This is a genomic window from Burkholderia metallica (genome assembly GCF_001718555.1).
Classification (GTDB): domain Bacteria; phylum Pseudomonadota; class Gammaproteobacteria; order Burkholderiales; family Burkholderiaceae; genus Burkholderia; species Burkholderia metallica.
The window spans coordinates 916,921-942,805 of the sequence record NZ_CP013401.1; the positions used below are offsets into that span (position 1 = coordinate 916,921).

At 68.2% G+C, this 25,885-nt stretch carries 24 protein-coding genes; 6 read left to right on the forward strand and 18 right to left on the reverse strand.

Translation table 11 applies throughout. The features are described 5' to 3' along the window. Positions 1-3 precede the first annotated feature (3 nt). Together WJ16_RS04085 and WJ16_RS04090 are read left to right on the forward strand one after the other, a co-directional pair. Positions 4-1,020 carry an MraY family glycosyltransferase gene (locus WJ16_RS04085; RefSeq protein ID WP_069255957.1) on the forward strand — a complete coding sequence of 339 codons (1,017 nt, stop codon included), beginning with the start codon at positions 4-6 and terminating at the stop codon, positions 1,018-1,020. 12 nt (positions 1,021-1,032) lie between these two features. After that, complete coding sequence (locus WJ16_RS04090) at positions 1,033-2,916, forward strand: polysaccharide biosynthesis protein (RefSeq protein WP_069255958.1); 1,884 nt, start codon at positions 1,033-1,035, stop codon at positions 2,914-2,916. 82 nt (positions 2,917-2,998) lie between these two features. Here the strand turns inward: WJ16_RS04090 and WJ16_RS04095 are convergent, their stop codons facing one another. The 5 genes from WJ16_RS04095 to WJ16_RS04115 are packed head-to-tail and all read right to left on the reverse strand — an operon-like array spanning position 2,999 to position 8,436. Then, a complete protein-coding gene (locus WJ16_RS04095; protein ID WP_069255959.1) occupies positions 2,999-4,105 on the reverse strand; it encodes an MraY family glycosyltransferase in 1,107 nt (368 codons plus the stop codon). Between the two features lie 27 nt (positions 4,106-4,132). Further along, positions 4,133-5,155 carry a UDP-glucose 4-epimerase GalE gene (galE, locus tag WJ16_RS04100; RefSeq protein WP_069255960.1) on the reverse strand — a complete coding sequence of 341 codons (1,023 nt, stop codon included), beginning with the start codon at positions 5,153-5,155 and terminating at the stop codon, positions 4,133-4,135. Between the two features lie 15 nt (positions 5,156-5,170). Then, the gene (locus WJ16_RS04105) at positions 5,171-6,307 is read right to left on the reverse strand and encodes a glycosyltransferase family 4 protein (RefSeq protein ID WP_069255961.1); all 1,137 of its coding nucleotides are present in this window, start codon (positions 6,305-6,307) and stop codon (positions 5,171-5,173) included. A gap of 51 nt (positions 6,308-6,358) precedes the next feature. Next, complete coding sequence (locus tag WJ16_RS04110) at positions 6,359-7,183, reverse strand: glycosyltransferase (RefSeq protein WP_069255962.1); 825 nt, start codon at positions 7,181-7,183, stop codon at positions 6,359-6,361. Then, positions 7,180-8,436: a lipopolysaccharide biosynthesis protein gene (locus WJ16_RS04115; protein WP_069255963.1), complete on the reverse strand. Its 1,257-nt coding sequence runs from the start codon at positions 8,434-8,436 to the stop codon at positions 7,180-7,182. Before WJ16_RS04115 ends, WJ16_RS04110 begins: the two co-directional genes overlap by 4 nt. A 265-nt stretch (positions 8,437-8,701) precedes the next feature. On the opposite strand from WJ16_RS04115, the gene WJ16_RS04120 reads away from it, so the two are divergent. The 4 genes from WJ16_RS04120 (at position 8,702) to waaA (ending at position 13,577) form a co-directional block, all read left to right on the forward strand. Continuing rightward, entirely contained in the window at positions 8,702-10,096 is a 1,395-nt protein-coding gene (locus WJ16_RS04120; RefSeq protein ID WP_069255964.1) for a phosphomannomutase/phosphoglucomutase, read from the forward strand. A 174-nt stretch (positions 10,097-10,270) separates the two neighbouring features. Then, a complete protein-coding gene (gene waaC / locus WJ16_RS04125) occupies positions 10,271-11,266 on the forward strand; it encodes a lipopolysaccharide heptosyltransferase I (protein ID WP_069255965.1) in 996 nt (331 codons plus the stop codon). A gap of 33 nt (positions 11,267-11,299) precedes the next feature. Beyond that, a complete protein-coding gene (locus tag WJ16_RS04130; RefSeq protein WP_069255966.1) occupies positions 11,300-12,184 on the forward strand; it encodes a Kdo hydroxylase family protein in 885 nt (294 codons plus the stop codon). A 37-nt stretch (positions 12,185-12,221) separates the two neighbouring features. Then, complete coding sequence (gene waaA, locus WJ16_RS04135; protein WP_069255967.1) at positions 12,222-13,577, forward strand: lipid IV(A) 3-deoxy-D-manno-octulosonic acid transferase; 1,356 nt, start codon at positions 12,222-12,224, stop codon at positions 13,575-13,577. 63 nt (positions 13,578-13,640) lie between these two features. Here waaA and ureG read toward each other — a convergent pair whose 3' ends face one another. The 13 genes from ureG to WJ16_RS04200 all read right to left on the reverse strand — a co-directional run bounded on the left by ureG (position 13,641) and on the right by WJ16_RS04200 (position 25,880). Then, entirely contained in the window at positions 13,641-14,288 is a 648-nt protein-coding gene (ureG, locus tag WJ16_RS04140; protein WP_069255968.1) for an urease accessory protein UreG, read from the reverse strand. 15 nt (positions 14,289-14,303) lie between these two features. Continuing rightward, the gene (locus WJ16_RS04145) at positions 14,304-14,984 is read right to left on the reverse strand and encodes an urease accessory protein UreF (protein ID WP_069255969.1); all 681 of its coding nucleotides are present in this window, start codon (positions 14,982-14,984) and stop codon (positions 14,304-14,306) included. After that, on the reverse strand, positions 14,971-15,600 hold the full coding sequence (gene ureE, locus WJ16_RS04150; protein WP_069255970.1) for an urease accessory protein UreE: 630 nt from the start codon (positions 15,598-15,600) through the stop codon (positions 14,971-14,973). The genes WJ16_RS04145 and ureE overlap by 14 nt, the downstream gene beginning before the upstream one ends. A 21-nt stretch (positions 15,601-15,621) precedes the next feature. Next, on the reverse strand, positions 15,622-17,328 hold the full coding sequence (gene ureC / locus WJ16_RS04155) for an urease subunit alpha (protein WP_069255971.1): 1,707 nt from the start codon (positions 17,326-17,328) through the stop codon (positions 15,622-15,624). 29 nt (positions 17,329-17,357) lie between these two features. Beyond that, positions 17,358-17,663, reverse strand: coding sequence for an urease subunit beta (locus WJ16_RS04160; RefSeq protein ID WP_046545089.1), 306 nt, complete (start codon positions 17,661-17,663; stop codon positions 17,358-17,360). A gap of 13 nt (positions 17,664-17,676) precedes the next feature. Beyond that, positions 17,677-17,979 (reverse strand): urease subunit gamma, encoded by a 303-nt coding sequence (ureA, locus tag WJ16_RS04165; RefSeq protein ID WP_006406310.1) that lies wholly within the window; start codon positions 17,977-17,979, stop codon positions 17,677-17,679. 236 nt (positions 17,980-18,215) lie between these two features. Further along, a complete protein-coding gene (locus WJ16_RS04170) occupies positions 18,216-19,091 on the reverse strand; it encodes an urease accessory protein UreD (RefSeq protein ID WP_069255972.1) in 876 nt (291 codons plus the stop codon). Between the two features lie 203 nt (positions 19,092-19,294). Further along, on the reverse strand, positions 19,295-19,987 hold the full coding sequence (urtE, locus tag WJ16_RS04175; RefSeq protein WP_069255973.1) for an urea ABC transporter ATP-binding subunit UrtE: 693 nt from the start codon (positions 19,985-19,987) through the stop codon (positions 19,295-19,297). Positions 19,988-19,991: 4 nt separating this feature from the next. Continuing rightward, the gene (urtD, locus tag WJ16_RS04180; protein WP_069255974.1) at positions 19,992-20,849 is read right to left on the reverse strand and encodes an urea ABC transporter ATP-binding protein UrtD; all 858 of its coding nucleotides are present in this window, start codon (positions 20,847-20,849) and stop codon (positions 19,992-19,994) included. Continuing rightward, positions 20,846-22,033 (reverse strand): urea ABC transporter permease subunit UrtC, encoded by a 1,188-nt coding sequence (gene urtC, locus WJ16_RS04185; RefSeq protein ID WP_069255975.1) that lies wholly within the window; start codon positions 22,031-22,033, stop codon positions 20,846-20,848. Before urtC ends, urtD begins: the two co-directional genes overlap by 4 nt. 1 nt (position 22,034) lies before the next feature. Then, complete coding sequence (gene urtB / locus WJ16_RS04190; protein ID WP_069255976.1) at positions 22,035-23,654, reverse strand: urea ABC transporter permease subunit UrtB; 1,620 nt, start codon at positions 23,652-23,654, stop codon at positions 22,035-22,037. A 155-nt stretch (positions 23,655-23,809) separates the two neighbouring features. Further along, positions 23,810-25,117 carry an urea ABC transporter substrate-binding protein gene (gene urtA / locus WJ16_RS04195; protein WP_069255977.1) on the reverse strand — a complete coding sequence of 436 codons (1,308 nt, stop codon included), beginning with the start codon at positions 25,115-25,117 and terminating at the stop codon, positions 23,810-23,812. Between the two features lie 439 nt (positions 25,118-25,556). Further along, a complete protein-coding gene (locus WJ16_RS04200; protein WP_069255978.1) occupies positions 25,557-25,880 on the reverse strand; it encodes a rhodanese-like domain-containing protein in 324 nt (107 codons plus the stop codon). Positions 25,881-25,885: the final 5 nt, after the last annotated feature.

Below are 25,885 nucleotides of genomic sequence, written 5' to 3' on the forward strand. Positions count from 1 at the left end.
CACATGCTTCTCGCGAATCCCACCTGGCTCACCACGGCCGCGGTGGCCCTGGCCGCCGCATTCGCCTCGACGACGATTCTCCGCGTACTGCTTGCCACCGGGTGGGCCTGGCGCCTGGCCACCGACATTCCGAACGACCGTTCGCTCCATACGCTGCCGACACCGCGCGTCGGCGGATGGGGCATCGTGCCCGTCTGTGTCGTTGCGCTGCTGACGCTGGCGCCGCGACTGTGGTTGATTGCCATCGCCGCCGCGGGACTCGCCGCGATGTCGCAGATCGACGACCGGCGCGGGCTGCCTGCCCGCGTGCGATTCTCCGCGCACCTCGCGGCAGTCGTCGCGCTGATCGTCGTCTTCCCGGCCGACGCACCGTGGTGGCTGCTCGCCGGCGTGGGTTTCGCGATGGTCTGGCTGACGAACCTGTACAACTTCATGGACGGCGCCGACGGTCTCGCGGGCGGCATGGCACTGTTTGGTTTCGGCGGATACGCGGTCGCGGCGCTCGGCGGCCCGCATACGTCGCCCGATCTCGCCGTGGCGGGCGCGGCAGTGGCCGGCGCGGCGCTCGGCTTTCTTCTGCTCAATTTCCACCCGGCCAGGCTGTTCCTCGGCGACGCGGGCTCGATCCCGCTCGGATTCCTGGCCGGTGCGCTAGGCTACTGGGGCTGGCGTACCGACGTCTGGCCGATCTGGTTCCCCGCGATGGTGTTCGCCCCCTTTATTGCCGACGCATCTGTAACACTTTTGAGACGTCTGTTACGCGGCGAAAAGTTCTGGCAAGCGCACCGCGAGCATTATTATCAACGAATGGTCCGATCGGGCATCAGTCACGGTCGAACCGCTCTGTATTGGTACCTCATCATGCTCGCGGGCATAATTCTCGCCGTGTGGGCAAAGGGCCGCCCCGAACTGCAGCAATGGCTGTCGTTCTTCGCGTGGTATGGCGTCCTAGCATGGTTCGGGTGGTTGATCGACATGCGTTGGCGCCGGTTTCAAGCGGCCGCCGAAAACAATTCTTGAGGTCTCCCGCCGATGTTGCGATCCAAAGCATCTTGGCTGTCATTGAGTGCATTCCTGTTCGACCTGACGGCGGTTGTTGCCGCGTGGTTGTTCGCCTATCTCGTTCGTTTCAACGGTAGCATCCCACATGATTTCCTGAGCGGCGCGCTGATAGCGCTCACGTGGGTGCTGCCCGTCTACGCGCTGATGTTCCACGGGTTCGGCCTGTATCGCGGGCTGTGGGTATTCGCGAGCCTGCCCGACTTGATGCGCATCGCGAAGGCGGTGGTCGGCGGCGGCGTGATCGTAATGATCGGCGCCGTGATGTTCCAGCCGCAGCCGATCATTCCGCGCTCGGTGCTGCTCGTGTCACCGCTGATGCTGTTCCTCGCGATGGGCGGCGCGCGTGCGCTGTATCGCGCGACGAAGGAGTACTACCTGTACGGCGGCCTCGTCGGGAAGGGCAAACCCGTACTGGTGCTCGGCGCCGGCACGGCCGGTGCAAGCCTTGCGCGCGAACTGTCGCGCTCCGGTGAATGGCGCCTCGTCGGCCTGCTCGACGACGACGTCACGAAGCAGGGCCGCGAAATCTACGGCTACAAGGTGCTGGGCTCGTTCAACGACCTCAAGCACTGGACCGACGCGATGAAGGTCGAGTACGCGATCATCGCGATCCCGTCGGCATCGGTGGAGACGCAGCGCCGCGTCGCGACGCTGTGCGTGCGGGCCGGCGTGAAGGCAATGGTCTTGCCGTCGCTGACCGCGCTGATGCCGGGGCAGGGTTTCCTGTCGCAGGTGCGCAACATCGATCTCGAGGATCTGCTCGGCCGCGACGCCGTGACGATCGACACGCCGCACGTCGAGGCGCTGCTGCGTGGCCGCGTCGTGATGGTGACGGGCGCGGGCGGCTCGATCGGCTCCGAGCTCTGCCGGCAGATCCTGCGTTTCGCGCCGGCGCAACTCGTCGCGTTCGACCTGTCCGAGTACGCGATGTACCGGCTGACCGAGGAGTTGCGCGAGCGCTTCCCCGATTTGCCGGTCCTGCCGATCATCGGCGACGCGAAGGATTCGCTGCTGCTCGACCAGGTGATGTCGCGCCACGCGCCGCACATCGTGTTCCACGCGGCCGCGTACAAGCACGTACCGCTGATGGAGGAGCACAACGCATGGCAGGCGCTGCGCAACAACGTGCTGGGTACGTATCGCGTGGCGCGCGCGGCGATCCGCCACGACGTGCGCCACTTCGTACTGATCTCGACCGACAAGGCCGTCAACCCGACCAACGTGATGGGCGCGAGCAAGCGCCTCGCCGAAATGGCCTGCCAGGCGCTGCAGCAGACGAGCGGGCGCACGCAATTCGAGACGGTGCGCTTCGGCAACGTGCTCGGCAGCGCGGGCAGCGTGATTCCGAAGTTCCAGCAGCAGATCGCGAAGGGCGGTCCGGTCACGGTCACGCACCCGGAGATCACGCGGTTCTTCATGACGATCCCGGAAGCATCGCAACTCGTGCTGCAGGCGTCGAGCATGGGGCATGGCGGCGAGATCTTCATTCTCGACATGGGCGAGCCGGTGAAGATCGTCGACCTCGCCTGCGACCTGATCCGCCTGTACGGTTTCTCGGAAGAGCAGATCCGGATCGAGTTCACCGGGCTGCGGCCCGGCGAGAAGCTCTATGAGGAATTGCTCGCGGACGACGAGGCGACGACGCGTACGCCTCATCCGAAATTGCGGATTGCGCGCGCGCGTGAAGTGCCGGACAACCTGCTCGATGAATTGCTGCCATGGCTGATGCAGCACCGCGTGCTGAGCGACGACGAGGTCCGACGCGATTTGCGGCGCTGGGTGCCGGAATATCAGACGACCGTTGCCCCCGTGCTGCAGAGCGTGCCGTCGGGGCGCGCCGCATCGAGCCGGTGATGCGACCCTGGTCCGAGCACCGGGCGGCAAGAAAAAAAAGCGCCCGCAGGGCGCTTTTTTCATCCGGAAGCCGGTACGCGCGTCAGTGACTGCGCCGCGCCTTCCTCACCACCATCCACCGCGGCGCCCTGAACCGCACGATGCTGAGGTACAGCCACACGTACGTCAGCGCGAACAGCACGACGAACACGAACAGATGCACCGTATGCCGCCAGAACAGCGTCGCCGGTATCACCGCGACGAGGCACAGCAGCCACAGATAGGGTGAAGTAAGCGAATTCCGCCGCGTCAGATCGTGCGCGTGTTTCGTGCCCACCGCCCACCGCATCAGCCGCTTGTACACGAGCATGTGCAGATGCACGCCGTCCGGAATCCCCGGCGACATCCCGCGGATGAATTTCTTCCGGTAGATCGAGAAGCAGGTCTCGAAGATCGGATACATGAACAGCAGCACCGGATACCACGCGGACACCTCGCGATTGCGCATCACGAGCATGATCGCGAGCTCAGCGAGCATGAAGCCGATGAAATACGCGCCGCCGTCGCCGAGGAAGATCAGTCCGGCCGGGAAATTCCACAGGAAGAAGCCGAGCACCGCACCCATCATGATGATCGACGCGGACATCACGACCGGGTCGTTGACGTGGAACGCGACATACGCGAGCGACGCGAACATCATGAAGCTGACCATCGATGCGAGCCCGTTGAACCCGTCGATGATGTTGATTGCGTTCGCCAGCGCCGCAACCGCGAGCACGGTGATGAACGCCGAGATGGCCACGTAGCCGAGCAGGAAATCGAGCGGCGGCACGCTGATGCGCTTGACCGCGATACCGAGCAGCCAGAACGCCAGTGCGGCCGCACCCATCGTGCAGAGCAGCCGCGCGCGCGGCGACACGCGCTTGGTCAGGTCCTCGACGAGGCCGGACAGGAACGCAGGCAGCCCGCAGGCAGCGATGCCCAGAATGCTGCCCGAGATCGTCGGGTAGCGCCGGGACAGCACCAGCGCGGCCACGACGACCCCGGCAAGGATCCCTATGCCCCCGACCCGCGGCACGGGCCGCACGTGGAATTTCTGCACGCCGGCCAGGTCGCTGTCGATCGAGAATTTCTCGTGAAGGTGCGCGTAGCGCACGATGAACAGCGTGACGAGCAGGGAGACGATGAAGCCGGACGCGAAGCTGAGCATGGGATCGCTCGAAAAATGGACAGCGGATTATACAAAACCGCGCGGGTTGCCCTCCTGCCATCGCCAGTGGTCGGCACACATTTCCTCGATGCCGAGCGTCGCGCGCCAGCCAATGATGTCGGCCGCGGCCTGCGGATTCGCATAGCACTCGGCGATGTCGCCCGGGCGGCGCGCGACGAGTTCGTACGGCACCGGGCGGCCCGACGCCTTCTCGAACGCACGCACGACTTCCAGCACGCTGTAGCCCTGGCCGGTGCCGAGGTTCACGACGAAGCTCGCGTCGCGTGTCGTGAGCGCGTCGAGCGCAGCGATGTGGCCCTTCGCGAGATCGACGACGTGGATGTAGTCGCGCACGCCCGTGCCGTCCGGCGTCGGGTAGTCGGAGCCGAACACGCGCAGCTTTTCCAGCTTGCCGACGGCGACCTGCGCGACATACGGCATCAGGTTGTTCGGGATGCCGGCCGGATCCTCGCCGATCAGTCCGCTCGCGTGCGCGCCGACCGGATTGAAGTAGCGCAGCGTCGCGATCCGCCACGACGGGTCGGACACCTCGAGGTCGCGCAGGATCTGCTCGGCGATCAGCTTCGACTGGCCGTACGGGTTCGTCGCGGACAGCGGGAACGATTCATCGATCGGCGAACGCTCGGGCACGCCGTACACGGTCGCGGACGAGCTGAACACGAACTGCCTGACATTGCGCTCGCGCATCACCTTGAGCACGGCGAGCAGGCCGCCGAGGTTGTTCTGGTAATACTCGAGCGGCTTCGCGACCGATTCGCCGACGGCCTTGAGCGCCGCGAAATGGATCGTGCCGGTGATCGGGTGCGCGTCGAACACCTTCGCGAGCGCGGCTTCGTCGCACACGTCGACTTGGTGGAACGCGGGCGTCTTGCCCGTGATCCGCTCGACGCGGCGCACGGATTCGGCCTTGCTGTTGACGAGATTGTCGACGATCACGACGTCGTAGCCGTTGTCGAGCAGCTCGACGGCGGTGTGCGAGCCGATGTAGCCCGCACCGCCGGTCACGAGGATGGTGCCTTTGGCGGTCATTGTTGATGCGCTCCTTCAGAATGTGAATCCGGTCAACGAATGGATGGTCTGCCTGTAGCGCTCGACGACCTGCTGTTCGTCGAATTCCGCCGCGACCTTGTGCCGGCCGCGTGCGCCCATCGCCGCCCGGCCTTGCGGGCCGAGCGCGATCATGCGATCCAGTTGTTCCGCGAGACTCCCGCTGTCGCGCACGCGGCACAGGAACCCCGTGTCGCCGTCGGCGACGACGTCGCGGCAGCCCGGCACGTCGGTCGCGACGATCGGGCGGCCCATCGCCGATGCTTCCATCAGCGTGCGCGGCACGCCTTCGCGGTACGACGGCAGCACGACGCAGTCGGCCGCCGCGATATGCGGGCGCACGTCGTGCGCTTCGCCGAGATATTCAATCACGCCTTCGCCGACCCACGCGTCGACATCCGCGCGCCCGATCGCGCTCGGATTATCGACGCCGAGCGGCCCGAGCAGCTGGAAGCGCGCATGCGGGAAGCGCGCGCGCACGATGCGCGCGGCCTCCACATATTCGCGCACGCCCTTGTCCCACAGCAGCCGGCCGATCAGGATGAAGACGGGCGCGTCGCCGGCGGGCAGCGGCACGGGCGCGAACTGTTCGAGATCGACGCCTTCGCCGTGCAGCAGCCGCGCGCGATCGGGATGCGCGAGCAGCTGCTCGTCGCGGAAGGTCGCGAGATCGTCGCGGTTCAGGAACCACACCTCACGCGGGAAGCGGAACGCGAACCGGTACAGGCGCTTCGCGACGCTCGCCGCGCGGCTCTTCTGGATGAAGACGTAGCCGAGCCCGGTCGTCACCGCGATCGACGGCACGCGCGCGAGCCACGCGGCGACCGAGCCGTAGATGTTCGGCTTGATCGTGTAGTGGAACACGAGATCGGGCTTCAGCGCGCGGTAGTGACGCACCAGCGCGGCGAGCGTGCCGAGATCCTCGCGCGGGCTCGTGCCTTTCGATGCGACCGCGAGCGCCACATAGCGGCAGCCCATCCGTTCGAGCAAGGGCACCGTACGGTCGTGCGGCGCGATCACGACGACCTCGGCGCCGCGCGCGACGAGTGCACGGATCAGCCCGTGGCGATACGTGTAGATCGCCCAGGCCGTGTTGCAGACGAGCGCGATGCGCAGCGGGGAGGTGGCGGACATGAAAAAAAGAAAAAATAAAGCGTCGAAATTGCCGAAAGCGCCGGATGCGCGTCAGGCGGACGGCCGCGCGGCGAACAGCGTCTGTTTGATCCGCTGCAGCGTACGGTACGGCGTCACGAAATGCAGCAGGTTCTTGGCGAGGCCGGCCCAGTCGTACGGGTTCAGCACGTTGAAGTGGCTCAGCAGCAGCGTGAGCGTCGACACGAGCTGGCGCCGGCGCTTGGTCGCACTGATCCCGCCCTCGTTCAGCTCGTAATAGAGGCCGAGTTCCGGCAGGTTCGCGCAATCGTAGCGTTGCATTAACCGTAAAAAAAGATCGAGATCCTCGGCCGCGCGGTACTTCGCACGATAGTTGCCCACTTCGCGCACGGCGTCGATGCGCAACATCACAGAAGGATGCACGAGCGGCGAGCGCAGGAAGCGCGTGCGGCGCAGCGTCTGCGGATCGGCGGGCGGCGTCAGCATGAAGCGCGGTTCGCCGGCGCGCGACACGACCTGCGTCCACATGCCGACGCAGGCCACGCGCGGGTGGGCGTCGAGATACGCACGCTCCTTCGCGAGACGTTGCGGCACGGCGAGATCGCCCGCGTCGATGCGCGCCGCGTAGCGGAAGCCGCGCGCGGCGAGCGCGTCGATGCCGGCCGCGAGCGCGCGCTCGATGCCGCCGTTGCGCGGCATGCGCAGCACGTCGATCGCGAGGCCCGGCAGGTCGGGGGCGACGATCGGCGGCGTGCTGCCGTCGTCGACGATCAGCACGTGCACGGGCGCGTCCTCGCGAAACGATGCGAGGGTCCGAACGACGTCGTCGTGCCCGTTGTAGGCCGGCATCAGCACGGCCACGTCGTCGAGCGGGGGCGTGCAATCAGGGGACGTCATGGTTTCAGCTTGAAACGGATGTAATAAAAATTGACGGCGGCGGCGGCCAGGTAGCCGGCCGCGAGCCCGGCGAGCGCACCGTACAGGCCGAACCGCGGGATCGCGAACAGGTTGACGAGCGCGGCGATCGCCAGCGCGAGCAGCCATTTCGACAGCAACACGAATTTTGCTTGATATTTGAGGACGATAAGATTGCCTATCGCCTCGATGCCGGCCGGCACCGACAGCCAGACGGCCCAGCGGAAGATGTCGACCGACGCCTCGTAGCCGCGGCCGAACACCTTGCCGACGATCAGCGGGGCGGCGGCGTCGAGCAAGAGCGCGCCGGCCGTCATCAGGCCGGCCGTCATCGCGATCAGCCGGACGATGTTGCGGCGCAGTCGCGCGACGTCCTGCACGCGGTAGACGAAGGCGGGCGCGAGCGTCTGCGCGAGCATCAGCGCGAGCGTGATCCAGTTCTCGTTGAGCTGTTGCGCGGCCGAGTAGCGGCCGAGATCGGCGAACGACACGTGACGCTCGAGCATCAGGCGGTCGAGCTTCAGGAACAGATACATGCAGATGAGGCCGAGCCAGAACACGGTGCCGGCCGTCGCAAAGTGCCGGAACAGCGGTTTGTCGAACGTCCAGCCGAGCGCGCCGCCGTTACGATGGCGGTAGTACAGCACCAGCGCGAAGCCGATCGCGGCGGCCTCGAGCGCCCACAGCCACGCGAAGCGGGCGGGGCCGGCGGCCGCGCGCACCAGCAGCCAGACGAGCAGCGCCTTCACCAGCGCGGTGACCATGCTGGTGACGAGCTGCGGCTTGCTGTAGGTCATGCTCTGCAGCCACGCGTTGATGACGCCGACGAACGGTTCGCGGAACACCATCGTGACCGCGAGGCCCGCGAGCATCGCGCCGACGAGCGGATCGAACGCGCCGGCGGCGATCGCAAGCCAGGTCGCGACGAGCGCGGCGGCCGAGACGGCGATGCGCAGCGCGAACGCGCTGCCGAGCACCGCGCCGAGCTGGGCGGGCGGGCGCTGGACGATGGTCGGGACGAGGATTTCCGCGCCGCACACCCAGGTGAGCGGCGCCAGCACGAGGAGGAGCGTATTCGCATACTGCCATTTGCCGAACACATCTGGCCCGAAATAACGGGCCAGCAGGCCGCTGATCGCGATCGCGACGCCGATCTGCGTGAGCCGTTCGAGCCCCAGCCAGACGAGGTTCGCGACGGCCTTCGCGACGTCCGGGTTGCCGAAACGCTTCAGCATGCGCGGTGGCCGCGTGCGCGCAAGGCGGCCGGCAGGGCGCCCGGAGGCTGCGGAGTGGCGGCGGCGGAACGGCTAGGCATTAAAATGGGCGGCATGCGCGTCATCGAAACCCGCGATTATAAGTGGGATCGGGATCGCTCCCGCCGTTGCACCCCTGCGGTTTCGCGCCGTGCCGGGCAGGCATGTATCATGCGCGGCACCGGCGAGAGGCCGCCACGCAGGCCAGACAATTTTCCATGCACGCAACTGAGAGAGAAGAGAATCGATGATCTCCCAATCCATCTTCAAGGCATATGACATCCGTGGCGTGGTCGGCAAGACGCTCGACACCGACACGGCGCGCGCGATCGGCCGGGCATTCGGCAGCGAAGTGCGCGCGCAGGGCGGCGATGCGGTCGTCGTCGCGCGCGACGGCCGCCTGTCCGGGCCGGAACTCGTCGGCGCGCTCGCCGATGGCCTGCGTGCGGCGGGCGTCGACGTCGTCGACGTCGGCATGGTGCCCACCCCGGTCGGTTATTTCGCCGCGAACGTGCCGCTCGCGCTGAAGGGCGGCGAGCGCCGCGTCGATTCGTGCATCGTCGTCACGGGCAGCCACAACCCGCCCGACTACAACGGTTTCAAGATGGTGCTGCGCGGCGCCGCGATCTACGGCGAGCAGATTCAGGCGCTGTACCGCCGCATCGTCGACGAGCGCTTCGAAACGGGCAGCGGCTCGTATGAAGCATTCGACGTCGCCGATCAATACATCGCGCGCATCGTCGGCGACATCAAGCCGGCCCGCCCGATGAAGCTCGTCGTCGACGCCGGCAACGGCGTGGCCGGCCCGCTCGCGACGCGTCTGTTCAAGGCGCTCGGCTGCGAACTCGTCGAGCGCTTCACCGACATCGACGGCACGTTCCCGAACCATCACCCCGATCCCGCGCACCCGGAAAACCTGCAGGACGTGATCCAGGCGCTGAAGGACACCGACGCCGAGATCGGCTTCGCGTTCGACGGCGACGGCGACCGCCTCGGCGTCGTCACGAAGGACGGCCAGATCATCTATCCGGACCGCCAGCTGATGCTGTTCGCGGAGGAAGTGCTGTCGCGCAACCCGGGCGCGCAGATCATCTACGACGTGAAGTGCACGCGCCACCTCGCGCAATGGGTGAAGTCGAAGGGCGGCGAGCCGCTGATGTGGAAGACGGGCCACTCGCTCGTGAAGGCGAAGCTGCGCGAGACGGGTGCGCCGCTCGCCGGTGAAATGAGCGGCCACGTGTTCTTCAAGGATCGCTGGTACGGCTTCGACGACGGCCTCTACACGGGCGCGCGCCTGCTGGAGATCCTCGCGAAGACGGCCGATCCGAGCGCGCTGCTCAACGGGCTGCCGGATGCGATGAGCACGCCCGAACTGCAGCTGTGGCTCGACGAAGGCGAGAACTTCCGCCTGATCGACAAGCTGCAGAAAGAGGCGAAGTTCGACGGCGCCGAGGAAGTCGTGACGATCGACGGCCTGCGCGTCGAGTACCCGGACGGCTTCGGCCTCGCGCGTTCGTCGAACACGACGCCGGTCGTCGTGATGCGTTTCGAGGCGGAGACGCAGGAAGGCCTCAAGCGCATCCAGGAAGACTTCCGCCGCGTGCTGACGGCCGCGAAGCCGGACGTCAAGCTGCCGTTCTGAGCATCGGCGGCCTGCGGGCCGCCCACGGCGCGACGGCGATTCCGATCGTCGCGCCATCCCGAAAAGCGGCGCACGCCGGCGGCGTGCGGCCGCTTTTTGTCTGTCCGGGCCGCCGGGCGAGCTAAAATCCCCCCTTTCTGCTTGTCGCCGGCTGCCTGCCGGCGTTTTTTCAGCGTGCAAAAGATCCTGATCGTGCGCGTGTCGTCGCTGGGCGACGTCGTGCACAACATGCCCGTGATCGCCGATATCCGGCGCCGCCACCCCGAAGCGCAGATCGACTGGCTCGTCGAGGAAAGCTTCGTCGACCTGGTCAAGCTCGTCGAAGGCGTGCGCAACGTGCTGCCGTTCTCGCTGCGCCGCTGGCGCAAGAAACCGTTCTCGGGCGCCACGTGGCGCGAGATCCGCGCGTTTCGCCGACGTCTCGCGGCCGAGCAGTACGACCTCGTGATCGACTGTCAGGGCCTCATCAAGACGGCCTGGGTCGCGAGCTGGGCGCGCGGCCCGCTCGTCGGGCTCGGCAACCGCACCGACGGGGCCGGCTACGAGTGGCCGGTGCGCTTCTTCTACCGCAAGCGGGTGCCGATCGCGCCGCGCACGCACGTGGTCGAGCGCTCGCGACAACTCGTCGCGGCCGCGCTGGGCGACCCGGTGCCGACGCCGGCCGATCCGGTCGATTTCGGGCTCGACACGCGCGCGGCGGCGCTCGCCGTGGCCGCGCTCGGCCTGAACCTGCCGGTGCCGTACGTGGTGTTCGTCCATGCGACGTCGCGCGCCGACAAGCAGTGGCCGGACGCCGCGTGGATCGAGCTCGGCCAGGCGCTCGTGCGGCGCGGCGCGTCGCTCGTGCTGCCGTGGGGCAACGACGCGGAGCGCGCGACCAGCGAGCGGCTCGCGAAGGAATTCGGCGCGGCGGCGATCGTGCCGCCGAAGCTGTCGCTGCCGGCCGTGGTCGGGTTGATCGACGGCGCGGCCGCGACCGTCGGGGTTGATACAGGTCTGGTTCACATCGCGGCCGCGCTGAAGCGTCCGACGGTCGAACTGTACAATTTCTCGACGGCCTGGCGGACCGGCGGCTACTGGTCGCCGAACGTCGTCAATCTCGGCACGGCGGGGCAGCCCCCGTCGATCGGGCAGGTGAAGTCGGCGCTCGCGGGCTTCGGTCTGCTGTAACGCCCGTCACATGCGAACCCACGCGAACCGATCATGAGCGAATCCCAGATCATCGAAGTCCCGTCCGCCGACTGGAGCGGACACAACCTGTCGGCGCCGCGCGAACACCTGCTGGCCGCTGTCGAGGAAGGCAAGGTGCTGTATTTCCCGCACCTGCGCTTCGCGATCGAAGGCGGCGAGGAAGCGCTGCTCGATCCGGCGCTCGCCGATCCGAAACGCAAGAACATCAGCCTCGCGCCGAACGGCGGCGCGCTCGCCGGGGTGCTCGGCGACAGCGTCACCCAGTCGGCGGTGCGCGCGCTCGTCGCGCGCTTCCAGCAGCAGGCCGGCACGCTCGTCGACGGCCTCTTTCCCGAATACCGCGGCAAGCTGCGCGTCGCGCCGACGAGCCTGCGGCTGATGCAGGTCGAAACGCGCCAGACGTCGTGGCGCAAGGACGACAGCCGACTGCACGTCGACGCGTTTCCGTCGCGGCCGAACTACGGCGAACGCATCCTGCGCGTGTTCACGAACGTGAACCCGGCCGGCGTGCCGCGCGTGTGGCGCGTCGGCGAGCCGTTCGAGGACGTCGCGAAGCGCTTCCTGCCGCGCATCAGGCCGCAGTTCCCCGGTTCCGCGTGGTTGCTGAACCTGCTGCACGTGACGAAGTCGCCGCGCAGCGCGTACGACCACCTGATGCTGAACCTGCACGACGGGATGAAGGCCGATCTCGACTACCAGAAAACCTGCCCGCAGCAGACGATGCCGTTCCCGCCGGGCAGCGTGTGGATATGTTTCTCCGATCAGACTTCGCACGCTGTGATGTCCGGCCAGTTCATGCTCGAACAGACCTTCTTCCTGCCGGTCGATGCGATGGTGCGCCGCGAATGCGCGCCGCTCGGCATTCTCGAACGCCTGACGGGCAGGGCGCTGGTTTGAGCGCGCCGCTGCTCCGAAGCAAGACGAGGGTCGCCGCATGCTGAGGGTGATCTATCGCGCGCTGTGGTGGCTCGTCGCCCCGATCGCCGTCATCCGGCTCTACGTGCGCTCGCGCAGGGAGCGCGGCTATCGCGAGCACATCGGCGAACGTTTCGGCCGCGTGGCGGGCCGCTCGCGCGACGACCGCGCGCCGCTGATCTGGGTGCACGCGGTATCGGTCGGCGAGACGCGCGCGGCGCAGCCGCTGATCGACGCGCTGATGCGCGTGCGCCCCGATGCGCGCATCCTGCTCACGCACATGACGCCGAGCGGGCGCGCGACCGGCGAGCAGATCTTCGGCGATCGTGTGCTGCGCGGCTACCTGCCGTACGACATGCCCGGCGCGGTGCGGCGCTTCCTGCGCGCGTGGCGGCCCACGCTCGGCCTCGTGATGGAAACCGAGGTGTGGCCGACGCTGATCGACGAATGCCGCCGCGCGGACGTGCCGCTCGTGCTGACCAATGCGCGGATGTCCGCGCGTTCGTTCCGGCGCGCGGCGAAGTTCGGCGCGGCGACGCGCGACGTGTTCGGCGGCTTCTCGCGCGTGCTCGCGCAGAGCCCGGCCGATGCGGAGCGTTTGACGTCGCTCGGCGCGCGCAACGTGACCGTGCTCGGCAACCTCAAGTTCGACATGACGACGCCGCCGGAACTCGCGGCGCGCGGCCATGCGTGGCGCGACGCGATCGGCGCGCGGCCGGTGTGGGTGGCCGCCAGCACGCGCGAGAATGAAGAGGCGCTGGTGCTGCAGGCGTTCGCGGAAATGCGCACGCCCGGCGCGCTGCTGGTGCTCGTGCCGCGTCATCCGCAGCGATTCGCCGAAGTCGAGGCGCTCGTTGTGCGCAGCGGGCTCAAGTGCGTGCGCCGCTCGGTGTGGGCTGCCGACGCAGCGGCGCTCGCGGCCGGCAAGCCGGCGGCGGAATCGCTGCCGGACGACGTGACGGTGCTGCTCGGCGATTCGATGGGCGAGCTCGGCGCGTATTACGCGGCGGCCGACATCGCGTTCATCGGCGGCAGCCTGCTGCCGCTCGGCGGCCAGAACCTGATCGAAGCATGCGCGGTCGGCGTGCCGGTGCTGATCGGGCCGCACGTGTTCAACTTCACGCAGGCGACCGCCGACGCGGTCGCGGCCGGCGCGGCGCTGCAGGTCGCGGACCCGCTCGATCTCGCGCACGTGCTCGACGCGCTGTTCGCCGACAACGCGCGGCGCATCGCGATGGGCGCGGCCGGTGCGGCGTTCGCGTCGCGTCACCGCGGCGCGACCGCGCGCACGGTCGACGTGCTCGCGGCGCTGCTGCCGCCCGCCGAGCGCGGCGCGCGGGCGCTGCAGGACGAGCAGGACACGTCCGACGACTAAGCGAAGGCGGCGCAATGCCGCCGGGAGCCTGCGCGGCGGCACCGGAGGGCGCCGCCGTGCCGCTCAGACCGCGAGCAACCCCTTCTTCTCGATGAACGCGATCACGTCCGCGACGCCTTCGAGCGCCTTCAGGTTCGTCATCACGTAAGGCCGTTCGCCGCGCATCTTCTTCGTGTCGGACGCCATCACGTCGAGATTCGCACCGACCAGCGGCGCGAGGTCCGTCTTGTTGATCACCAGCAGGTCGGACTTCGTGATGCCCGGGCCGCCCTTGCGCGGAATCTTCTCGCCGCCGGCGACGTCGATCACGTAGATCGTCAGGTCCGACAGTTCGGGGCTGAAGGTCGCGGCGAGATTGTCGCCGCCCGATTCGATGAACACGATGTCGGCATCGGGAAAGCGCGCGAGCATCCGGTCGACGGCTTCGAGGTTGATCGACGCATCCTCGCGGATCGCCGTATGCGGGCAGCCGCCCGTCTCGACGCCCATGATGCGTTCCTCGGGCAGCGCGCCCGCGACCGTCAGCAGTCGCTGGTCTTCCTTCGTATAGATGTCGTTGGTGATCGCGACGAGGTCGTACCGGTCGCGCATCGCCTTGCACAGCATTTCGAGCAGCGTGGTCTTGCCGGAGCCGACGGGGCCGCCGATGCCGACGCGCAGCGGCGGCAGTTTCTTCGTGCGGCGGGCGGAGGAGGGGGCAGGTGCGTTCATGGTCTGGCGATGGGATCAGGAGCGGAACAACCGCGAATACTGGGTTTCGTGCCGCGCGGACAGGATGCCGAGCTGCGGCGCGAACGTGTTGACGGCGTCGGGCGGCGTCGCGAGCGCGCGGCGCACGGCCGCGTCGATCGCGCCGCGCAGCGCGACGATGATGCGTTGCCCGGCGAGCTGGCCGAGCGGCACGGCCTTCAATGCGGCGGACGTCTGGTTTTCGACCCAGCCGAATGCGTAGGCGGCGAGCACGGCGTCGGCGCTCGCGTCGTGTGCGGCGGCTGCGTATGCGAATGCGGTGGGCAGTGCGACCGGCGACAGCGACGCGAGTGTCGCGCGACGCGCGGCGTCGCCCCATTCGAGCGACGCGCACAGCTGCGCGAGCGACCAGCCCATCTGTTCGGTTTCGCGGCGCAGTTCCGCCGATTCGCGGCTCGCGACGTACCACGCGTTTTCCGTGGCAAGCGCGTGCGCGTCGTGCGCATGCCAGCGTGCGAGCTGGTGCGAGAGGAACGGCAGCTCGCCGTGCGCGAGCACGTCGGTCAGGCCGCTCGCGATCCAGTCGCGCGCGGAATCGGCGTCGTGGATCAGGTTCGCGTCGAGCGCCGCTTCGAGGCCCTGCGAATAGCTGTACGCGCCGATCGGCAGCGCCGGCGACGCGAGATGCAGCAGCGCGACGAGTTCAGTGGTGGTCATGGCCGTGGCCGTGCGCGCATCTGGGACCATGCTGATGGTCGTGGTCGTGGTCGTGGTCGTGGTCGTGGTCGTGGCTATGGCTGTGCGAATGCGCGTGGCCGTGATGCTCGCCGAACACTTGCTGCGCGAGCGCGTAATCCTCGGCGAACGTTGCATCGTGCCCGTGCTTGTGACCGCCGCCGTACGCACCGGCTTCCGGCTGGAACGGCGCGTGCGCTTCCTCGACCTGCGTGCCGAGGCGGCGCAGCATGTCCGCGAGCACCGGGTCGGCTTCGAGCTTCAGGTAGCCGTCGCCGATCTCGACCGGCGTGTGGCGGTTGCCGAGATGGTAGGCGGCGCGCATCAGCGTGAGCGGATCGGCCGCGCGCACGTGCAGCACGGTTTCGGGCGCCGCGGCGATGCGCACGAGCGCGCCGTCGTCGGCGACGAGCACGTCACCGTCGCGCAGGATCGTGCCGCGCGGCAGCAGGACCGCGACGTCCTCTCCGGTATCGAGCGTCGCCGCGAGGCGGCTCTTGCAGCGGGCGTCGTAGGCGAGCGTGAGCGTCGGCGCGCGCGCGACGAGCGACGCGGCGAGTTTCACGTTCGGGGCAATGCGTTTGTCGAGGGTGCGCATGAAACGAAAACCTGCAACGGATCAGAACAGGAAATAACGCTGCGCCATCGGCAGCACCGTCGCCGGCTCGCAGGTGAGCAACTGGCCGTCGGCGATCACGTCGTAGGTTTCCGGATCGACGCTGATCGACGGACGCCACGCGTTGTGGATCATGTCGGCCTTCGTCACGTTGCGGCAGTTGCGCACGGGCACGATCCGCTTCGCGAGGCCGTAGCGTTCCGCGATGCCCGCATCGGCGGCCATCTGCGACACGAAGGTCAGCGACGTGCGCGCGAGCGCCCCGCCGCGGGTGGCGAACATCTCGCGATAGTGAACCGGCTGCGGCGTCGGGATCGACGCGTTCGGGTCGCCCATCTGCGCCATCGCGATCATCCCGCCCTTCAGGATCATCGACGGCTTGATCCCGAAGAACGCCGGTTCCCACAGCACGAGGTCGGCCCACTTGCCCGGCTCGATCGAACCGACTTCGTGCGCGATCCCATGGGTGAGCGCCGGATTGATCGTGTACTTCGCGACGTAGCGCTTCGCGCGAAAGTTGTCGTTGCGCGCGCCGTCTTCCGGCAGCGCGCCGCGCTGCACCTTCATCTTGTGCGCGGTCTGCCACGTGCGGATGATCACTTCGCCGACGCGGCCCATCGCCTGCGAATCGGACGACAGCATCGACAGCGCGCCGAGGTCGTGCAGGATGTCCTCGGCCGCGATCGTCTCGCGGCGAATGCGCGATTCGGCGAACGCGAGATCCTCGGCGATCGACGGATCGAGGTGATGGCACACCATCAGCATGTCGAGATGCTCGTCGAGCGTGTTGATCGTGTACGGGCGCGTCGGGTTGGTGGACGACGGCAGCACGTTCGCCTCGCCGCACACCTTCAGGATGTCGGGCGCGTGGCCGCCGCCGGCCCCTTCGGTGTGGTACGTGTGGATCGTGCGGCCCTTGAACGCGGCGACCGTCGATTCGACGAAGCCACCTTCGTTCAGCGTGTCGGTATGAATCGCGACCTGCGTGTCGGTCTCGTCGGCGACGGACAGGCAGTTGTCGATCGCGGCGGGCGTCGTGCCCCAGTCCTCGTGCAGCTTCAGCCCGATCGCGCCGGCCGCGATCTGCTCGACGAGCGGCTGCGGCAGGCTCGCATTGCCCTTGCCGAGAAAGCCGAGATTGATCGGCCAGCCGTCGGCGGCCTGCAGCATTCGCTCCATGTGCCACGGGCCCGGCGTGCAGGTCGTCGCGTTGGTGCCGGTGGCCGGCCCCGTGCCGCCGCCGAGCATCGTCGTGACGCCCGATGCGAGGGCCTCGTCGATCTGCTGCGGGCTGATGAAGTGGATGTGCGTGTCGATGCCGCCGGCCGTCACGATCAGCCCTTCGCCGGCGATCACTTCGGTCGCGGCGCCGATCGCGATCGTCACGCCCGGCTGGATGTCGGGGTTGCCGGCCTTGCCGATCGCGGCGATACGGCCGTGCTTGATCGCGATGTCGGCCTTCACGATGCCCCAGTGATCGAGGATCACCGCGTTCGTGATGATCGTGTCGGGCACGTCGGCGGCCACGCGCTGCGACTGACCCATCCCGTCGCGGATCACTTTCCCACCGCCGAATTTCACTTCCTCGCCGTAGGTGGTGAAGTCGCGTTCGATCTCGATCAGCAGTTCGGTGTCGGCGAGCCGGACGCGGTCGCCCGTCGTCGGCCCGAACATTTCCGCGTACGCGCGGCGGCTCAAGCGTAGTGTCATGTTGCTGTTCCTGAAGAGCGGGGCGCGGCTTACAGCGGCCCCATCACCTTGCCCTGAAAACCGTAGACGGCGCGATCGCCCGCGAGGGCGACCAGCTCGACGGTGCGCGTCTGGCCCGGCTCGAAGCGCACGGCGGTGCCGGCCGCGATGTTCAGGCGAAAGCCGCGCGCGGCCGCGCGATCGAACGACAGTGCGTCGTTGACCTCGAAGAAGTGGTAGTGCGAGCCGACCTGCACCGGGCGGTCGCCGGTGTTCGCGACGACGAGCGTCAGCGTCGCGCGGCCCGCGTTCAGTTCGTGTTCGCCGTCGTCGGTGAGGATTTCGCCGGGGATCATGCGCGGACCTCGCTCACGGGATCGGATGGTGGACGGTCACGAGCTTCGTGCCGTCGGGGAAGGTCGCCTCGACCTGGATGTCGGGAATCATCTCCGGCACGCCGTCCATCACGTCGTCGCGCGTGAGCAGCGTCGTGCCGTAATGCATCACTTCGGCGACCGTCTTGCCGTCGCGCGCGGCTTCCATCAGCGCGGCGGTGATGAAGGCGACGGCCTCCGGATAGTTGAGCTTCAGGCCGCGTGCGCGACGGCGCTCGGCCAGCAGCGCCGCCGTGAAGATCAGCAGCTTGTCCTTCTCGCGGGGAGTCAGTTTCATGAAGGCAGACGTTCAGGAAAACGTAATTTTTATCGGTGCGTACGCAATGGGGCGAACGCGCGGGTCATCGTAGCACCGCGCTGTTTTGCGTGCGTCGTGTATCGGTTATGTAAGGAGCAAGGCCCGTGCCAATGGCACGGAACGCCACGCCGTGCGCGTTCCTGGTGCGCGATGCATGGGGAGCGTGCAGCGCCGCCCGCGACGCTGCGCCGAAACGGTGCGTGGCGCGAGCGCGCTCAGGTTTGCCAGAGGCGCAGCGGCCGCGCGTCGACGCCGTGCACGATCGGCCGCAGGTGCAGCCAGCAGTCGGTGAAGTGGCGTTGCAGCGCTTCCATCGACGTCGACAGCGCGCGCACCAGCACGACGCCGGGTGTCACGCAGGTCGCGCCCGCGCGCAGCGTGGCATCGAACGGCATCCGCGCGGCGAGCGATTCGGCGAGGGCGGTGTCGCACGCGGCGCCGACTGCCCACAGCGTGCCGTACGCGGGAAAACCGGCGAGACCCTGCGGCGCGCCGCGCAGCGGGTCGTGCGCATCGAGCAGCGCGCGCTCGGTCCACAGTGGCCGGCCGTCGGCATCGACGAGCGCCGACGTCGACGCGATGCGGCCCGCGGACCAGGTTTCGCCGGCCGCCTGCCGACCGAGCTGCGTCGCGTCCCAGCCGATCGCGCTGGCGCCCGTGCCGAGTGTCAGCCTGAAGTCGAGCGACGCGTGCGCGGCGTCAAAGAACAGGTTGTTCTGCGGCAGCCAGTCGAGCTTCGCGTGTTCGCCGACCGTGATGCCGATGCGCTGCGTTGCGTCCAGCCCGTTCGACTTGTACCACTTGGTCGCGCCAGGTGTCGTGAGCACCGCGTGCGTGCCGTCGCCGAGCGCGATGTCGATGTCGAGCCGGTCGCCGCCCGCGACGCCGCCGGGCGGATGGACGATCACCGCGTGGCAGATCGCGTCGCCTTCCGGGTACAGCGGCCGCTGCACGCGCAGCGGGCCGTCGTGCAGCCGGTGCGCGAGCGTCGTGCGCGCACCGTGCCGCTCGAAGCCGAGTTCGAGGCGGCCGCGCCACGACTTGGCGACGGCAGGGCGGGACAGCGGGGCGTGGGAATCGGGGGCGGACATCGGCGGTGAACGGGAGAGCAGTGAAACGGGCACGCAGAACGTGGATGCTACCGGAACAATATACGTTTCGGTGCCCGCGTTGCAGTGCGGGCAACGCGGGCACCGGGCGGTGCCGCTGCGCCGGCGCCAGCTCGACCTGCATGAATCGGCGACGCACCGGGGCGACAGCCGCAAGCGATACCCGCCGCGCGCCGCTTTTCCGGCTAGACGGCGATCAGCTCGCGCACCCCGTTCGCTGCCATGTCGCGCGCGTCGCCGCCCGCGACGATTTCGCCGCGGCTCATGACCCAGTATCGATCGGCGATCGATTGCGCGAAGTCGTAGAACTGCTCGACGAGCAGCACCGTCATCCCCGCTTCGTCGACGAGCTGGCGCAGCGTGCGGCCGATGTCCTGGATGATCGACGGCTGGATGCCTTCGGTCGGCTCGTCGAGGATCAGCAGCTGCGGCTCGCTCATCAGCGCACGGCCGATCGCGAGCTGCTGCTGCTGGCCGCCCGACAGGTCGCCGCCGCGCCGTGCGCGCATGTCCTTCAACACCGGGAACAGGTCGTAGATGCGGTCGGGCACCCTGGACGGCGCTTTCCGGCTTGCCGCGCCCACGAGCAGGTTCTCCTCGACGGTCAGCCGCGGAAAGATGTCGCGGCCCTGCGGCACGTACGCGAGCCCCGCCGCGACGCGTGCATAAGGCGGCATCGCGCCGAGCGCCGTGCCGCGCCACGACACGCTGCCGCTCTTCGCGGGGACGACGCCCATCAGGCAGCGCAGCAGCGTGCTCTTGCCGACGCCGTTGCGGCCGAGCAGCACGGTGAGCTTGCCGTCGTCGGCGGCGAGGCTCACGTTGCGCAGGATATGGCTGCCGCCGTAGTACTGGTTCAGTGCATCGATCTTCAGCATCGCATCATCTTCCGAGGTAGGACTCGATCACCGCGTCGTCGCGCTTGACCTGGTCGAGCGTGCCTTGCGCGAGCACCGCGCCTTCGGCCATCACCGTTACGCGTCCGGTGTCGCCCGCGAGCGCCGCGACGAATTCCATATCGTGCTCGACGACCATCATCGAGCAGGTGCCGCGCAGCGTGTTCAGCAGATCGGCGAGCTCCATCGTCTCGTGATCGGTCATCCCGGCCGCCGGCTCGTCGAGCAGCAGCAATGCGGGGCGCTGCATCAGCAGCATGCCGATCTCGAGCCGCTGCTTCTGTCCGTGCGACAGCTCGCCGGCCGCGCGATACGCGTGGCTTTCGAGGCCGATCAGCGCGAGCGTCTCCTCGATCTTCGCCTGCGCGGCACGGTCGAGCCGCGCGCGCAGCGACGCGAGCCAGCCCTTGTCGGTCTGCATCGCGAGCTCGAGGTTTTCCCACACCGGATGCTGTTCGAATACGGTCGGCTTCTGGAACTTGCGGCCGATGCCCGCGCGCGCGATTTCGGGCTCGTTCATCCGCGCGAGGTCGAGCGTCTGGCCGAGAAACACCTTGCCCGCGTCGGGGCGCGTCTTGCCGGTGATCACGTCCATCATCGTCGTCTTGCCGGCGCCGTTCGGGCCGATCACGCAGCGCAGCTCGCCCGCGTCGATCGCGAGCGACAGCTTCTTCAGCGCGCGAAAGCCGTCGAAGCTCACCTCGATGTCCTCGAGGTAGAGGATCGTGCCGTGCGACGTATCGATGCCGGGCTGCACGACGCGTCCCATCGACGCGGTGCCGCTGACGGTCAGCGGATCGTCGTCGGGCGGCGGCGTGAACTGGTAGAGAGCCGTTCCGTTCATGCGCGTTTCCCCTTCTCGAGCACGGTTTCGACGAGGCCCATGATGCCGCGCGGCAGCAGCAGCGGCACGAGCACGAAGATCAGGCCGAGGAAGAACAGCCAGTATTCGGCGAAGTACGCGGTAAAGAGGCTCTTCGCGCCGTTCACCGCGAACGCGCCGACGATCGGCCCGATCAGCGTGCCGCGCCCGCCCACCGCGACCCAGATCGCCATCTCGATCGAGTTGCCGGGCGACATCTCGCCGGGGTTGATGATGCCGACCTGCGGCACGTACAGCGCGCCCGCGATCCCGCACAGCACGGCCGACACGGTCCACACGAACAGCTTGTACGCGAGCGGGCTGTAGCCGAGGAACATCAGCCGCGTCTCGCCGTCGCGCACCGCGGTGACGACGCGCCCGAGCTTGCTCGTGACGATCGCCCGCGCGGCGACGAACGCGAGCACGAGCGTCGCGAACGTCAGCAGCAACAGCACCGTGCGCGTGGCGGGCGACGTGATCGCGAAGCCCGCGATGCGCTTGAAGTCGGTGAAGCCGTTGTTGCCGCCGAAGCCCGTCTCGTTGCGATAGAACAGCAGCATCGCGGCGAACGTCATGGCCTGTGTGATGATCGACAGGTACACGCCCTTCACGCGCGAGCGGAACGTGAAGAAGCCGAACACCCATGCGAGCACGGCCGGCACCAGTACGACGAGCGCGAGCGCCCATGCGAGATGCTGGGTGCCGCTCCAGTACCACGGCAACTGGTGCCAGTCGAGAAACACCATGAAGTCGGGCAGGTCGCTGCCGTACTTGCCGTCGCGGCCGATCTCGCGCATCAGGTACATGCCGATCGCATAGCCGCCGAGCGCGAAGAAGAGGCCATGGCCGAGACTCAGGATCCCGCAGTAGCCCCAGACGAGATCGAGCGCGAGCGCGGCGATCGCGTAGCACATCAGCTTGCCGGTGAGCGTCATCGCGTACGCGGACAGGTGGAACGCGCTCGACTCGGGCGCGACGAGCGCGGCGAGCGGCACGCCGATGCCGATCGCGACGCACAGCGCGATCAGCGCGAGCCATGCGCGCCGCGACAGCAGCGCGGGGCGGGGCGGCAGGCCGAGCGCGAAGCCGTCCGCCGCGCGCGCGGCGGCAGCGGGCTTCGACGCGTCGGCGACCGGGTTCGATATCGAATCGGTGAATGAAGTCACGTCAAGCCTCCGCGCTGCGGCCCTTCGGCGCAAACATGCCCTGCGGGCGTTTCTGGATGAACAGCACGATCATCACGAGCACCGCGATCTTCGCGAGCACGGCGCCCCAGAACGGCTCGATCGCCTTGCTCGCGAGGCCGAGCCCGAAGCCGCCGAGCACGGTGCCGGCGATCTGCCCGACGCCGCCGAGCACGACCGCCATGAACGAATCGATGATGTAGTTCTGGCCGAGGTCGGGCCCGACGTTGCCGATCTGCGACAGCGCGCAGCCGCCGAGGCCCGCGATGCCCGCGCCGAACGCGAACGCGTACGCGTCGACGCGGGCCGTCTTCACGCCGACGCACGCGGCCATCCGGCGGTTCTGCGTGACCGCGCGCACGAACAGCCCGAGCCGCGTCTTCGTCAGCACGGCCCACGCGACGAACACTACCGCGAGCGCGAACGCCAGGATCGCGAGCCGGTTGTACGGCAGGATCAGGTTCTGCATCACGGTCACGCCGCCGCTCATCCACGACGGGTTCACGACCTGCACGTTCTGCGCGCCGAACAGCATCCGTGTCGCCTGGATCAGGATCAGGCTCACGCCGAAGGTCGCGAGCAGCGTCTCGAGCGGGCGGCCGTACAGGTGCCGCAGCACGAGCCGTTCGAGCACGATGCCGACGAGCGCGGCCGTCGCGAACGACACGGGGACGGCGACGAGCGGATACCAGTCGAACGCGCCGGGCGCGTAGCGCTGGATCAGCGTCTGCACGACATAGGTTGCGTACGCGCCGATCATCAGGAATTCGCCGTGCGCCATGTTGATCACGCCGATCAGCCCGTACGTGATCGCGAGGCCGAGCGCGGCGAGCAGCAGCACGCTGCCGAGCGACAGGCCGGCGAACAGCGTGCCGACGATCTCGCCGCGGCGCTGCAACGCATGCAGCGCTTCGAGACCCTGCTGCGCGGCGTCGCGCACGCGCGCGTCGGGCTCCGCGTAGCTGCCGTCGGCGTTCTTCGCGACGAGCGGGCGCAACTGTTCGATCATGTCGAGGTCGCGGCGCGCGGCCACCACCTGCACGGCTTCGAGGCGCTTCGCCGGATCGGCGTCGTGCAGCGCGGCGATCGCCCACAACGCGTCGAGGCGGCGCTTCAGTGCGGGATCGGTTTCCTTCGCGCGGGCGCGGTCGATCATCGGCTTGAGTGCCGGGTCGGGCGCTTTCAGCAACGCATCGATTGCGTCGCGGCGCGCGGCGACGTCGGGCGACGCGAGCGCGAGCCCCGACAGCGCGCCCGCGATCTTCGTGCGCAGCAGGTTGTTCAGCATCACGGGCTGCGCGTCGCCGGCGGGCGTTGCGGCCTGCGTGAGCGCGTCGTGCGCGGTGTCGCCGGTCTGGATCAGCAGGCGGCCGTCGCCGGTCGCGAGCGCGTCGCCGGTCGACAGCGCGTTGAGCAACGCGACGGCGCGCGGATCGGGATCGACGGCGAGCCGCTCGATCGCGGCCGTTTTCGCGTCGAAGTCGTCGCCGGCGAGCGCGGCGGTATCGGTGGCCGTCAGCGCGAACGCGGCGTGCGGCAGGCCGCCCGCGAGGGCGGCGCACGCGACGATCGCGACGGCGGCTCGGCGAAAGCGTGTAGGCATCGGGAAATCCTGTCGGGCGTGGGGAAGCGGATGCCGGCGGCGAGGCGGCCGCGCGTGCGGTTCATCGCGGCAAGTGCGGCCGGCGCAGCGGCGTCGACATCGGCATCGGCGTGCGAGCGGCGCGTCGCGTGTCAGGCACGACGCGCCGCCGGGCGTCAGGCGAGCGCCGCGCGCTGCCGGCGCAGGAACGCCGGGATCGACGTGACGATGTCCGGCTTGCCCTGGTTGCCCGCGATGAACGGGCTCCACGGTTGCGCGCGCACCGCGGTCTTGGTCTTCCACACGACGTTGAACTGCCCGTCGCCGCGGATCTCGCCGATCATCACCGGCTTGTGCAGATGATGGTTGCCGTCCATCGCGAGCGTGAAGCCCGACGGCGCGGCAACCGTCTGGCCGATCATCGCGACGCGCACCTTGTCGACGTCGGTGCTCTTCGCCTTCTCGACCGCCTGTTTCCACATGTGGATGCCGACGTAGGTCGCCTCCATCGGATCGTTGGTCACGCGCTTCGCGCCGCCCGGCAGGTTGTTCGCCTTCACCCACGCGGCGAACTGGTCTTTGAACTTCGTGTTGGTCGGGTTCTTCACCGACATGAAGTAGTTCCACGCGGCGAGGTGGCCGACGAGCGGCTTTGTGTCGATCCCGCGCAGCTCTTCCTCGCCCACCGAGAACGCGACGACCGGCACGTCGGTCGCCTTGATCCCCTGGTTGCCGAGCTCCTTGTAGAACGGCACGTTCGAGTCGCCGTTGATCGTCGAGATCACGGTCGTCTTGCCGCCCTGCGAGAAGTTCTTGATGTTCGCGACGATGGTCTGATAATCGCTGTGGCCGAACGGTGTGTAGACCTCCTGAATGTCGGCGTCTTTCACGCCCTTCGATTTCAGGAACGCGCGCAGGATCTTGTTGGTCGTGCGCGGATACACGTAGTCGGTGCCGAGCAGGAAGAAGCGCTTCGCCGCGCCGCCTTCGGCGCTCATCAGGTACTCGACGGCCGGGATCGCCTGCTGGTTCGGCGCGGCGCCCGTGTAGAACACGTTGCGCGACATTTCCTCGCCTTCGTACTGCACCGGATAGTAGAGCAGCCCGTTGAGTTCCTCGAACACCGGCAGCACCGACTTGCGCGACACCGACGTCCAGCAGCCGAACACGCACGCGACCTTGTCCTGCGTGAGCAGCTGACGCGCCTTCTCCGCGAACAGCGGCCAGTTCGACGCGGGATCGACCACCACCGGCTCGAGCTTGCGGCCCATCACGCCGCCGCTCTTGTTGATGTCGGCGATCGTCATCAGCGCGGTGTCCTTCAGCGACGTCTCCGAGATCGCCATCGTGCCCGACAGCGAGTGCAGGATGCCGACCTTGATCGGGCCGGTGCCCGCATCGGCCGCGTGTACGAACGGGCTCTTGCCGGCGAGCGCGAGTGCGCCGGCCATCGAACCGAACTTCAACAGACTGCGACGTTTCATCGGGTTCCCCTTGACGTGTTGGATATGCGTGCGCCGTGAAGGCGTCGGCCAACAGGTAACGCAAGGCATGTGCCAGTCGTGCGGATGCACGTCCGGCGTGCCTGCGCGGGGCAGTGCCCGGCGTCGGGACGGTGCGCATGACGCATCGTGCGGCATGCGCGGTCCGTCGCGGTGCAGCGGCGCGGGCGCAAATGGTGCACGGTCGGGGGTCGCTGTTCCGGTGCGTGCACCTGCACGCGGCGCGGGAACCGTCGCGCACCGTGACGGCGCGCGTCGCACGCGCGGCGGGTCAGCGAGACGAGTCAGCGAGGCGACACGTGAGCCGGCCGGAGCGGAAAAGAGAAACGGGCGCGCAATGCGCGCCCGTTCGGGGAATCAGTGTGACCGGCGGCAGGGGGAGCCGGCCGGTGCGGCGGCGCGTGAGGCGCCGCCGGCGGGATCAGTAACGCGGCACGGACGGATCGACGTCGCGCGACCACGCGTCGATTCCGCCTTGCAGGTTGTACAGCTTCGTGAAGCCACGCGATTCGAGGAACATCGCGACCTGGGCGCTGCGCATCCCGTGATGGCACACGCAGACGATGTCCGCTTCGTCGTCGAGCTCTTCGCTGCGCGCGGGAATCTGCTGCATCGGAATCGACACGCTGCCGGCGATCTGCGCGGTCGCGATTTCCCACGGTTCGCGCACGTCGAGCACGATCGGCGCGGGGCGCGCCTCGTCGCCGAGCCATTCCGCGAGCATCGCGGCCGTCAGGATCTGCATGGAGG